Genomic DNA, 12,711 nt, shown 5'->3' on the forward strand with positions numbered 1-12,711 from the left:
TGGGCTGAGAGGAGCTCTTTCATCGCTTGCTTAGCTCCGTCTCGTCGTAGCAACGTACTGCTTACGACGCGCTCAAGCCGGTCGAGACCGTTCCGTGGCAAGATCGCCCTGAGCGGCCGGCCTACATAGATTAATGGAACTCAGAATGCCAAGTACCTGAGTTTCGCGCGTGAGCCCTGTTCTGGATCGGCCAGCGGGCGGAGCAGGTCACGGATCAAGTAAAGCAAAGCAGGAAATCGACCGCTGGCAATGCCAGCTGATTCGGGAAGTTGATTCCAGAAGATCCTTAGGAATTCTTACTGCAGATGCCGCGCGCTTGACGCCAAGAAGCTGATCGAGAGCGTCTCGCGTGAGAAGTGCTGAGATCGGACATGAAGTTGGGCGGCCGGCTAGCTGCAGGCGTGCCACCAGCCTCGGTTCTACTTCAATGCAGCATTGAGGCACTCGATCAGCGTGTGTCCGGCAAAGGGCTTGGCCAGAAAGCCAATCGCTCCCGAGCTCAGGACCGAGGCGCGCACGCGATCGTTCGGGAAGGCAGTAATGAAAATGAACGGCACCCTGAGACCTTTGGTCCGCATTTCGGCCAACAGGTCCAACCCGCTCATGACCGGCATCTGCACATCCGTAATGACGCAGGAGGTTTCGTTCAACTGCGGTGACCTCAGAAAGTCCTCGGCCGACGCAAATGTTTGGACGATGTAGCCACGCGATTTCAAAAGGTTCTCTGTCGCCGCGCGGACCGAAGCGTCGTCGTCAACGACAGATATTAAATGCGTGGACAAGACGTGCCCTCCGGACGCAGGAATGGCGGCCGCCGCAGCATTAGCCACCGTGGGCGAAAAGTGGGCTTGAGTGGTGAAATTGTAAAATCATACTTAGGTTTGTTCGGGTCGGTTTGCACGGATGCCCAGCGTCTCAGTCATTCTGATCAAATCCGCAAGCGACCGGGCGCGCATCTTTTTCATTAGGTGTCCCCGGTAGATCTTGACCGTAATCTCGGCGAGTCCCAGCTCGGCGGCTATCTGCTTGTTCATCAGGCCGGTAGCGACCAGCTTCATCACTGCCTGTTCTCGCGGGCTTAAGGTCTCAAATAGAGCCCGCAGCTCCGCGACGGCCTGCTGAGTCTTCCGTCTCTTGCGATCACGTTCGGTCGCGGCGACCACGGCGTCAAGCAGTTCCTGATCGCGAAACGGTTTGGTGAGAAAATCGACCGCTCCGCCTTTCATGGCCCTGACGCTCATGGGAATGTCGCCGTGGCCGGTGATGAAAATGATCGGAACATTAATGTTCAACCGCGCCAGCTCAGCCTGGAACTCAAGTCCACTCAGACCTGGCAGCCGGATATCGAGGACCAGGCAGCTAACAACATCGGGAAGCCTGCTCTGTAGCATTTCGCGGGCCGACCCGAATGCAACGACGTCCAGGCCGACCGATTGAAAAAGGTTCGTTAGCGACCGACGCATCGAGACATCATCTTCGACAACGAAGACTATCGCATTCGCCGACGCGTCAGCCTTGCTGCCTTCGCGCGGGGGGGCAGAGCGTTCACTCACGGCACGAGCTCCTTGTGCAACGGCAGGTCAAACCGAAAGCTTGCCCCCGGCCCCTGCTTGCGAACGACTGAAAGGTGCCCTCCATGAGCTTCCACAATCGAGCGACAGATCGAAAGACCCATGCCAAGACCACTCGATTTTGTCGTGAAGAAGGGGTCTAACACTCGGTCGGTATCATCTTTAGCGATCCCGACGCCGCAATCCGTCACGGTAAGCTGCACGTGTCCCGTATCGTCCTTAGATGACTGAATCACCAGTTCGCGCGCTCGGTCCGTAACTGCGTCCATGGCTTCGATCCCATTCATTACCAGATTGATGATCACCTGTTGCAGCTGAATCCGATCACCGAGGATCGCGGGCAGGGCTTCCGTCAACTTAGTCTTTAGGGTCACTCGGTGGCTAACCAGCTCACGTGCCACCAAAGCAATGACATCCTTAACAACATCGTTTATATCGAGCGGTACCATCTCGATCTCGCCTTTCTTCGCAAGTACGCGAATGCGACGGATCACTTCGCTGGCCCGGATTGCGTCTTCGATGATCCACTCAACCGAAGAGCGCGCGGCGGAAAGATCTGGTGTCTGGCGGGCCATCCAGCCGAGGCACGCGTCGGCGTTGCTGATAATCGCGGCGAGTGGCTGGTTGATTTCGTGGGCGATGGAGGTTGTCAGCTCTCCTAACGTCGTCACACGCGTCACATGTGCAAGCTCCGCCTGTGCCTTTCGGAGCTCTTGTTCGGCTTGATCTGCGCGAATCATGGCGGTGATGTCGGTGCTGACGCCGCGGTAGCCGAGGAAATTGCCATCTAAATCAAAAAAAGGCTTGCCGCTCGTCCGGACGTAGATCGGAGATCCCATACGGTTGACAGTGCGATAGACGAGATCCCGAAACGGAAGATGCGCCTCCAGCGTCGCCCGATGTTGCCGCCACTTCTCAGGGTCGTCCTCGACGTCGCACGCGATGTCCCAGCGAGGCAGGCCGATCAATCCCATCGCCAATATTCCCGCAGCGCTGGTGTGCTCGGACAGGTGGGTGACCTGATGATCTGGTCCTGTCTCCCAGAGCCAGTCGGAAGCTGTTTCGGCGTAATCGCGAAAGCGCTGCTCGCTTTCGCTCAGCGCAGAAAGTGTGTTTTCCAGGCGTTCCCTAGCGGCGTATTGCTCGGTGATATCCATATGTGTTCCGATGAGTTCGCTCACATTGCCATCGCTGCCGACCACCACATGCGCGACGGAGTGTATGCGCCTTATCCCGCCATCTGCCAGAAGGATTCGAAAATCATACTCGAAGCGCCCTTCCTTGCCTTCAATAGCCTGGCGCTGCACTTCCTGAAGCCGCGGCAGGTCATCTGGATGAATGCGCGACCGAATGGTCTCGATCGATACAGTCTCTTGCGGTTCAAAGCCAAATAGACGGTCGACCTCAGCGGAGCGATACACAAAGTCGAGATTGTAGACGTCCCAGGACCAGCTGCCCGTGTGACTGAGACGCTGAGCTTCGGCCAAATAGGCTTCGCTGCGGCGTAGCTGCTGTTCTGTTTGCCTTGTCGCCGTGATATCCGTCGCTGCGCCGACAAACTCGATGTCACCCGCGGCAGTTCTTGTTGCGCGCGCTCGCGCATGGATGTGCTTCACCGAGCCATCCGGCAGCAGCAGCCGGTATTCATGCTCGAAATCCTTTGGGTCTCGCATCACTCGATCGATGGTCTCTTGGACCGAAGCTCTATCGTCTGGATGCGTGCGTTCGATGACCAGTTGTGGCGCCGGAACCGTCGGCGGGTCCACCTGGAAAATTCGAAAAGTCTCCTTTGACCAAAATGCCTCGCCGGTGGTAGCGTTCCAGCCGAAGCTGCCTGTATGGCTCAGCTCCTGCGCCTGAGCCAAATGGGCTTCGCTCCGCTGCAGAGCAAGTTCGGTTTGCTTTCGCTCCGTGACATCTTCGCAGGCTATGAGGACAATGGACTGGTCATCGGCCCAGAGCATTGCTTTGGCGTTTTCACGTACCCACAATACCGAGCCGTCTTTTCTGACTTTCTGGACGTCCCAAGTGCGCGATTGGCCGATATCTTCAAAGCACATTCGAACGCATTTGCGAACGAACGCGCGATCCTCCTCAAGAAAGACTCTCAGGACGGATTGACCGACCAGTTCCGCAGGCGCATAGCCGAGTTGTGTCGCGCCGTATGTATTGACGTTGAGGATAGTACCGGCTTCGTCGAGCATGAAATACATGGCTGGGTTGTGTTCAAAGATTGCGCGCCACCGTTTTTCGCGATCCTTCAAATCGGCCGCGCTGCGCCGGAGCTTGGCCGCAGCCTCACGTGCTACCTCTCTTTCCTGGCGGACTTTTCCGATCAGGTGCGTTCCGACAATCGAGACAGTAAAGAATGCGACGACCACCGGAAGAGCTTGAGGGTCATCGATCCGCAGACTGAACGCCGGGGGCACAAAGTAGTACGCCAAAGCAGCGATGGCTAAGACCGAAAGCGCGGATGATGCGATAAAGCTGCCGATCAAAGAAAACAGCAATATCACCAGCAAATAGGCGAACGCCGTCGCAGCGAAATGCGTGTGAAGGTACAAGGAAGCTTGCGTCACCACCGCCAGCGTTATGCTGCCGAAAGCAAACTGCGTGGCTGAACGTTTGAAATTGCTGATCTGGTTAAGCATTCTTAGACCGTCCGGCCTTTCCGCGGCGGGAGAGCTATAACATTTTAGGCAAAAATGGGGCAATCCTTTCTGTCCCGAGAGGCGCTCGCGCGCAGTTCCGAGATCGATTGCTTGCAGCGGAACTCAGCACGCGCCGAGGAAAGGCGCATCACAAACGTAGGTATAGTTGTCCTAAACCTTTCAATATCGCGCGCTGACATGGGTACAATCGAGCCTGAGATGTCTGGTTTGCCTCGCTGCCGATTAATCCTCGCAGGCGCCCGAGGCCGCGGGCGGCCCCCGCAGAGCTCAGGCGCGTGGCGCCAGAGCACGTCCAACGTGGGGACAAGGCTACATCGGTTCAGCAAAGACGCTGACGCTGAACAAAGAGGCACACCTCGCCTAATCTGAAAAGAGCAGCAACAAGCTGTGGAGCGGGTGACGTTACCTCTGTGCGATCCATCTGGGCGTGGTGAAGGCGCTAATCTGATCCACGGTGATGACGCCCATTGCGGTCTGATGCCGCGACACGCACTGGAAACAACGGATGAGCGAGTTGCGCCAGCAAGATCGCCACCACATCGTCGTGGCGAGGCCAGTTTAGTGCCAGCCACCTGCCGCTAATCTTGCGCCGGCATTGGAATGGCTAGGAGCTCTCACCTCGAAAGGCCCGTCCGAAAAAGGACTACGGAAAAAGTCTCTTTTGACCTCGTTTCGGGGATCTTTTCAGACCCGTTGCCGGGGGCGAGCCGCGGCGCGGTAGTAGAAACCGGAAATTCCGCGAAAAGATGATCCGGCTCGCAGTTCAAGTCGATGGTGCCGATTTGAACTACGAGGAATCACGAAGTTGGCTACATTCGAGTTCGACAGTCTTGAAATCACGGCCAAAAATGCGGGGGCCTACCTCCTTGTGTTTCTGGTGTCGATACTGGTGGAATCGGTGGGCTGCTTGAGCCGGGCGTGTAGCGTCGCGTGCTCGAGCTCGCCTTCCCACCAGGACACGAACACAGCGGCGATGCCATTGCCGGTGATGTTGGTAAGGGCTCGCACTTCGCTCATAAACTTGTCGATCGAGAACACGATTGCCATGCCCGCCACCAGCGCCGGGTTGACCACCGACAATGTCGCTGCGAGCGTGATAAAGCCCGCGCCAGTGACGCCGCTTGCCCCCTTCGAGGTCAGCATTGCCACGAACAAGATCGTGAGCTGCTGGCCAAAGGTGAGATCGACCCCGAGTGCCTGGGCAATGAACAATGTCGCAAGCGTCATATAGATGTTGGTACCGTCGAGGTTGAAGGAGTAGCCGGTTGGCACCACGAGGCCGACCACGGGCTTGGAGCAGCCCAGTCGTTCGAGCTTTTCCATCAATTGCGGCAGCGCGCTTTCCGAGGACGAGGTGCCGAGCACGATCAAAAGCTCGTCCTTGATATAGACAATGAACTTGAAGATCGAAAAGCCGACGATGCGCGCGATCAGACCGAGCACGACCACCACAAAGACCGCGGCCGTGGCATAGAATAGCGCGATCAGACCGATCAGATTACCCAGCGCCGCCGGCCCGAACTTGCCTATCGTGAAGGCCATCGCGCCGAATGCACCGATCGGGGCCGCTTTCATGATGATGGCGATCACGCCGAATACCGCGTGCGCGACGTCGTCAATCATGCCGCGCAGCCCATTTCCACGCTCTCCCAGCGCCATCAGCGAAAAGCCAAACAGGATCGCGAACAGGAGCACCTGCAGGACATCGCCGCGAGCGAGGGCGCCGACCACAGTTTCGGGAATGATATTGAGAAAGAAATCGACCGTCTTGGAGGCTTCCGCCCGCTTGACGTAATTGGCGACCGCCGCAGCATCGGGTTTGACCGCAAGGCCATGGCCGATTTGGAACAGATTGCCCATGACAAGGCCCAACACCAAGGCAAAGCTGGAGACGATCTCGAAATAGACCAGCGCCTTGACGCCGACGCGCCCGACTTTCCTTGCATCTTGAATATGCGCGATGCCGGATGCGACGGTGCAGAAGATGATCGGCGCGATCACCATTTTGATCAGCTTGATGAAGCCGTCACCGAGCGCCTTGACCCAGTCGTTGGTCGCAACCGATGGCCATAGCCAGCCGACGATGACGCCAATCACGATCGCGATCAACACCTGGACGTAGAGAATTTTATACCAAGTTTGCGACGCGCGCGCGGATGCCGCAGTTGCCATGGTGGTCATGACGCTTCCTTCCCGAATACACTCGAATACGGGCCGTCGCATCGTTGAGAGGCGCCGGCCTCATACGAGGCTGTCGTTTTAGCCGTGTCCGATTGAAGACAGTTCCGAGAGCCGGGGCGTCATTCCAAAGGCAGGCGTTCAATTATGTCTTTTTCGTCAAGCAAGATTTGCACCAGACGTCCAACCCGCGGCCGATCAAAGGGCCATCGGAAACACGTCTGCCTCCTAGCGAGGTTCATTTGAATACCCGGACGGCGTTGGCAAGTCCGAATGCGAAGGCGTTGCTCAGGGTGACGCATATCTTGTCTTGCACTGGCAGGGTACGATTAGCCGAGTCGTGTCTCGGCGTGGAAGCTCAGTGTGATCGGTATGCGTCGAGTGCTGAGTTGATGCAACAATGCGCTGCATTGGTAAAATTGATTGTCTGGATCGCAGGTATCCACGCGATGGAAGCGTGGTGAGATCAAGGCTAGGCTAGATTTGGCTTCGTTAGGAAATCTTTGATTTGGCGCGGGGCACTGCGTTGTTTACTCGCGGTAAAGCTCGTTCGTGCACGGGGGCGTCTCCAGGTCCGTGCTAATGGTGCGGCTAGGCAGGTTTGGTCGATGTAAGGCGTATCCGCCTTCGGCACTGGGTGAGCCTTTGGTCGTCTCGCACAAGCCAGTGCTGCGATGGTTTCTCAACTCGATCATTCCGCCTTGGCAGCTTTGATCGTTCGTTTTCGACCTCTTTGTCAGGCAGGACGAGACCAGCGTGACTGACTTGGGCTGTACTGGCGAGTTCGAACAGAGTGGCGACAATTGGATGACGGCGAGCGTGCTCCAGTCCAGCAGTACATGGCCCGGTGAAGCCGGACGGTTGAGCGAATTTCTCCCGCGCAATGCGCTTCTGCAATCTTGCGAAGCCGACTGATCAACCTTGCGCATGTCCAGCCCACAATGAGCGTCTTTGCATCCGTGAGTGATGATTGAGCAAGGTCGTCTGCCGGAGCGGTGCCAAACGGGAAAACACCGTTAGGCGGTGGACGACTTCGAGCAGAATGCGGTGGGCCCATCTCTCCGTTCAGATTATTTCTGTATACAGACTTACCATCGAAAGCACGAAGAGTCGTCATATTTCGATCGAAATCCGCCGACTATGTATACACTCAGTGTCCAGAAGTGAGGAATCGGCACATGACCCATTGCTTTCCGACCAATGCCTGGTACGCGGCCGCTTGGGATGCCAAGTGAAGCAGGCGCTGTTGCCCCGCACGATCTGCGGCAAGCATGTTGTGATGTATCGGCGCACCAACGGCGAAGTCGCAGCGCTGGAGGATGCCTGTTGGCATCGGTTGGTGCCGCTCTCAAAAGGTCGCCTTGAGGGCGACAGCGTCACCTGCAGCTATCATGGGCTAAAATTCAACGCACAGGGCCGCTGCACCTTCATGCCCTCGCAACAGACGATCAACCCCTCCGCCTGTGTGCGTGCCTATCCTGTCGTCGAGCGCCATCGGTTCGTCTGGTTGTGGATGGGTGATCCAGCGCTAGCCGATCCGGGCTTGGTGCCCGATATGCACTGGAACGATGATTCCGCTTGGGCTGGCGATGGTGACACCATTCACCTTAAATGCGATTACCGTCTGGTTGTCGACAACCTCATGGACCTGACCCACGAAACTTTTGTGCATGGCGCCAGCATCGGCAATGACGCCATCGCGGAAGCGCCGTTTGACGTCACTCATGGCGAAAAAACCGCCACCGTAACGCGCTGGATGAAGGGGATTACCGCGCCGCCGTTCTGGGCCAAACAATTGCAAAAACCCGGCCCGGTGGACCGCTGGCAAATCATTCGTTTCGAGGCGCCGTGCACCATCAATATCGACGTCGGGGTGGCGCCGGCTGAAACCGGCGCGCCCGAAGGCAATCGCTCGGCCGGCGTCAATGGTATTGTCCTCAACACCATCACGCCGGAAACGGAAACGAGCTGCCATTATTTCTGGGCATTCGTGCGCAATTACCGTCTGAACGAACAGCGCCTGACCACCGAACTGCGCCAGGGCGTTTCCGGCATCTTCCGTGAGGATGAGGTCATTCTTGAAGCGCAGCAGCGCGCGATCGAAGAAAATCCTGACCGGGTCTTCTATAATCTCAATATCGATACCGGCGCGATGTGGGCCCGCCGTCTGATAGATCGCATGATCGACGCCGAGAACGCGTCGCAAAGCCAGCAGGCTGCGGAGTAGGACATGGCCGAGCGCGACACTGATCGCTCCGTCTCGCAGACGGTGCGCGTCTAGCTCAGCTTGCGCGATCTGATCCCGTCGGGCGACTTGCGGCCGGGCGAGCGGATCTCCGAGTTGCAGGCGGTGGAAACGACCGGCGCCTCGCGCACCCCGGTGCGAATGGCGCTGGTTCGGCTGGAGGAGGAAGGACTTTTGGAAGCGATCCCTTCTGGCGGCTTCATGGTGAAGGCGTTCTCCGAGCGAGATGTCCTGGACTCGATCGAACTGCGTGGCACGCTGGAAGGTCTGGCCGCGCGCTTTGCCAGCGAGCGCGGCGTTTCGTCGCGCGATCTCGAGCCTCTGAAAGGATGCCTTGACGAGATTGACGGCCTGGTGCGGCAGGATCCGATCTCCGTCGAGGCTTTCTCCTCCTACATCGCGTTCAATGCACGGTTTCACGCGCTGTTGACCGAATTGTCACGCAGTGCGCCCTTGATCCGGCAGGTCGATCGCGCGTCTGCGTTGCCATTCGCCTCGCCCAGCGGCTTTGTGGTGACCCAATCGACACTACCGGATGCGCGCGACACACTTTTGATTGCGCAAGATCAACACCGCGTCGTGATCGACGCAATCGAAAACCGCGAAGGCGCGCGGGCCGAAGCAATCATGCGCGAGCACACGCGAGTGGCGGCGCGCAATTTGCGCCTGGTGCTCAAGAACAAGACGCATTTTGACCTGCTGCCGGGACTGGCGCTCATCAGGATGGCAGGCGATTAGAGGAGACCTGCATGCGGTTCATGGAAAGCTGGAAACCCGCAACCCTTGTTGCGACGCGCGATCTGACGCCTGCGATCCGCGAGTTGCTGATCAAACCGGAAAACTTCGATGGCGTCGCCTATCCGGTCGGCAGCCATATCAATATCGCCGTCACGATCGATGGTCGCCCGGAGACGCGGTCCTACTCCTTCGCGGTACATGTGGTCGCTCGCCCCGGGCGCGCGGCTGGCCATCACACTGCCAGCCTCGCTGCCGCCCGACGCCTTGACGCTCTTGTGCGGTCCGATGCGGATGCTCGATGCCGCGCGCCGGGCCTGGACGGGCGCAGGGCGCGCACTATCCGACCTACGCTACGAGACCTTCGGTTCAAGCGGCTCGCTGCCGACTGAAGGTTTCTGGGTGCGCCTTGCAGGTCGAGCCGTCGCGATCGAGATACCGCGCGATCGCTCGTTGCTGGACGTGCTCAATGAGGCCGGCTACGAGGTGATTGCGGATTGCAGGCGCGGCGAGTGTGGCGTCTGCGCCATCGACCTCGTCAACATCGACGGTGAGCTCGACCACCGCGACGTCTTCTTCAGCGAGCAGCAAAAGCACGCGAACGAAAAGATCTGCGCATGTGTCTCTCGCGCCAGCGGCACCATTACCGTCGATATACTGCATCGCCCGGACGCGCTGTAGGTTCGCTGCAACGCGTTGGTTTCGGCGGCATGTTCTGGCCGAGCTCTCGGCACAACAAACGCATGTCCCAAGTTTGTGCCCCGCCATCATAGAACAGCGCGTGCAGGGGTGCCGGATAAAGACGGTCGGCGACGCCCAATTATCTTTCTTCAAGGCAAGACAAAAGTTCAGCGCGTTACTTTCAGTCGCGTTATTCTCGCAATGGGACTATGGCGAGTTGCTCGCACTGGTCGCGCTCGCGGTTTGAGGGACCCTAAACAAACCAGCCAATTCGTCGAAGCAGAAGCTATGTGAAGATTTGCGTCGAGTGAACACGGAGCGTTGTAAAACCACAAGAGCATCTCTCGGGCGGCAAACTCCGCCGTTTCATTGTGCCGTCGCTGTCTGCTTGAGAACAGAGATGCCGGAAACCTGACAGCGCGTTAGGTTCACTCCACAGCGACGCTGGTACCTATGCGCGTTATTCGCACGCACGCCACAATTCGCAAGCGGCACAGAGATTGCTGGACAGCAAGCGAGGAGCTGCGCCGTCAGACCGGTCGAAGCGGCCCTGTCACAGGAGTTTCCGATGAGGCTTGCGATGCCGCTTTTGCTCGCAGAAACGACGCGGGTCAATGTGGTGGCCGCCACCAAATCCCGCATGCCACACGATAAGCTTGCCGTGTTGTCGAAACGGGCGCAGCGGTCGGAGACGGTGTTGAGCGTTACCGCGAGCACCGAGCTCAATAGCCGAGCCACGCAAGTGGCGACATTTCGGGCGTCTCGCTTGGGCGACAGCGTTCGCCCAAGGCGGCTGCTTGAGAACGGCCCTGCGGCTCCGGAAAATCACTTCACGTCTAAGGCGAATTCGACTTCGAACGTCCTGAATGGCGCGGATACGCGCAAGCCGTTGTCGTTCACAATGCTGTCGAGCTGCCGTCGCGTCGTCGCCTCAGAAGGGACGGCTGGGGCGAACACAACGAATGTGTTCGCCATGTCGGAAGCCGCGCAGCCGAACTTAATACAGCGTGCGCCCATCCCGCAGGCTAATCGATTGATAGAGACCGGAGAGTCTGACCTCTGCTCCACTGTACTGTCGCCGCTAACAGGCAGCGAAGCGGGTATGCACCGGCTGTTAGCGAGTGGTCTTGCGAGTCAATCTGGAAAGACGCCCAGTTCTTGGAGGTTGGACCGGACCAATAGGCGATGCATGCCAAATCCTTCAGCGATCCGGACGTGCAAGCGATCGCTGAGCCCGTATGACGACGTACTCTCACGGGGGGCCTGACGCACATGGATCCTTTTTCGGCGGAGATCTGGCAGTCCGTTGCGCTCACGATCGAGCTTGCCAGCGTGACGACGATGATCCTCCTGGTTGTTGGCGCGCCGCTCGCGTGGTGGCTAGCACGCTCAAAGACGGTCTTGAGCGACGCGGTGGCGACAATCATCGCGCTGCCACTTGTGCTGCCGCCGACTGCGCTCGGTTTCTGCGTACTCGTCCTGCTCGGCCCGAACGGTCCAGGGGGCCTTCTCGCCTCTTTCTGGGGCGAGCACACGCTCGCCTTTACTTTTGCTGGAATCGTGGTCGGATCGGTCCTCTCGGCGCTCCCTTTGGTGGTGCAACCGATCCGTAATGCCTTTGTTGCGATAGGCGACGGTCCGCTGGAAGTTGTGGGCAGTCAGCGTGTCTCTCCGTTGTATGCTTTCATTACCATCGGCCTGCCGCTAGCGCGACTGGAGTTTCTCAAGGCTGCCGTGATTGGCTTTGCTCATACGATCGGCACATTCGGCGTCGTGATGATGATCGGCGGCAACATTCCTGGGCGCACCAAGGTGTTGTCAGCCTACGTCATAGACTACGTCCAAGCATCGCGCTGGCGCGAGGCAAGTTGGGTTGCCGGCGGTATGGTGATGTTCGCCTTTGTCGTCATTTTCACTCTAACCCTCATCGACAAATGCTGTGCCAGGAGAGGCACATGAGGGCAGGCACACCTCGCCGGTTCGAATCGCTCGCGACGTGACGGCCGGCCAGACATGTCCGATCATGAGCGAGCAGCAGTATTGCAAGCCAGATCCGTCCGTCCTTGGCGAGGACACAGTGAACGCGGCCTGTTATGGCCGCGGCGGCTGCCGGAATCAGCTGCAATTCCGCATACTCCGCGCCTCTGCTCGATGTGAGGAGTAATGACGTCGGAGTTTCTAAGCAGCGGCGTGCCAGACTAGACGAGTTCATCGCCCGCGATATCGCAGGCAAGCGGGTACCGGGCGCGGTTGTTGCAATCGCCAGAGACAGCAATGGTTCGCTACAAGGCGTACGGACCTCGATCCACAAAGAGGAACGTCGATGCGATATTCGCATCCGCGTCTGTGACCAAACCGATGCTGGCGGTAGTTGGGTTTATGCTGATGGAAAAGGGTCGCCCGCATCTGCGGGTCAAGCTTCGCGATTCCGGAATCCGAAAAACATGAAGGTGGGATGCGGCAGCCTGACGGTTCGATAAAATTCGAAGCGCAGAGTTCTCCGATCTACGGCCACGATCTTCATCGCCACACATCAGGCCTCAGCTGTGGCGGGCCCTCGCATAGCTCTGATCAAGTCGCGCGTCTCTGTCGGGTTTCGCAGCTCAGCCGGTCAAGGCGTCAAGCATGT

General features: G+C 58.3%; 6 protein-coding genes and 2 pseudogenes. 4 read left to right on the forward strand and 4 right to left on the reverse strand.

The genetic code is table 11. From position 1 onward, the window contains the following. Window positions 1-419: 419 nt before the first annotated feature. From AAFG13_RS34985 to dctA, 4 genes are all read right to left on the reverse strand, one after another. Entirely contained in the window at window positions 420-782 is a 363-nt protein-coding gene (locus tag AAFG13_RS34985; protein ID WP_342709627.1) for a response regulator, read from the reverse strand. A 93-nt stretch (window positions 783-875) separates the two neighbouring features. Continuing rightward, entirely contained in the window at window positions 876-1,553 is a 678-nt protein-coding gene (locus AAFG13_RS34990) for a response regulator transcription factor (protein WP_342709628.1), read from the reverse strand. After that, on the reverse strand, window positions 1,550-4,222 hold the full coding sequence (locus tag AAFG13_RS34995; protein ID WP_342709629.1) for a PAS domain S-box protein: 2,673 nt from the start codon (window positions 4,220-4,222) through the stop codon (window positions 1,550-1,552). The genes AAFG13_RS34990 and AAFG13_RS34995 overlap by 4 nt, the downstream gene beginning before the upstream one ends. Before the next feature lie 879 nt (window positions 4,223-5,101). After that, on the reverse strand, window positions 5,102-6,424 hold the full coding sequence (dctA, locus tag AAFG13_RS35000) for a C4-dicarboxylate transporter DctA (RefSeq protein WP_342709630.1): 1,323 nt from the start codon (window positions 6,422-6,424) through the stop codon (window positions 5,102-5,104). Window positions 6,425-7,599: 1,175 nt separating this feature from the next. Here dctA and AAFG13_RS35005 point away from each other — a divergent pair. The 4 genes and pseudogenes from AAFG13_RS35005 (at window position 7,600) to AAFG13_RS35020 (ending at window position 12,041) form a co-directional block, all read left to right on the forward strand. Beyond that, window positions 7,600-8,648, forward strand: a pseudogene (locus AAFG13_RS35005) (aromatic ring-hydroxylating dioxygenase subunit alpha). Window positions 8,649-8,708: 60 nt separating this feature from the next. After that, window positions 8,709-9,404 (forward strand): GntR family transcriptional regulator, encoded by a 696-nt coding sequence (locus AAFG13_RS35010; RefSeq protein ID WP_342709631.1) that lies wholly within the window; start codon window positions 8,709-8,711, stop codon window positions 9,402-9,404. 11 nt (window positions 9,405-9,415) lie between these two features. Then, a pseudogene (locus AAFG13_RS35015) lies at window positions 9,416-10,082 on the forward strand (iron-sulfur cluster-binding domain-containing protein). Between the two features lie 1,272 nt (window positions 10,083-11,354). After that, window positions 11,355-12,041 carry an ABC transporter permease subunit gene (locus AAFG13_RS35020; RefSeq protein ID WP_342709632.1) on the forward strand — a complete coding sequence of 229 codons (687 nt, stop codon included), beginning with the start codon at window positions 11,355-11,357 and terminating at the stop codon, window positions 12,039-12,041. Window positions 12,042-12,711 lie beyond the last annotated feature (670 nt).

This window comes from Bradyrhizobium sp. B124, assembly GCF_038967635.1.
In the GTDB taxonomy this organism is placed as follows: domain Bacteria; phylum Pseudomonadota; class Alphaproteobacteria; order Rhizobiales; family Xanthobacteraceae; genus Bradyrhizobium.

What these genes read in the sequence shown, in the direction of transcription:
- dctA (WP_342709630.1), bottom strand. Translation starts at nt 6,424, where the DNA reads ATGACCACCATGGCAACTGCGGCATCCGCGCGCGCGTCGCAAACTTGG.
- AAFG13_RS35020 (WP_342709632.1), top strand. Translation starts at nt 11,355, where the DNA reads ATGGATCCTTTTTCGGCGGAGATCTGGCAGTCCGTTGCGCTCACGATC.
- AAFG13_RS34995 (WP_342709629.1), bottom strand. Translation starts at nt 4,222, where the DNA reads ATGCTTAACCAGATCAGCAATTTCAAACGTTCAGCCACGCAGTTTGCT.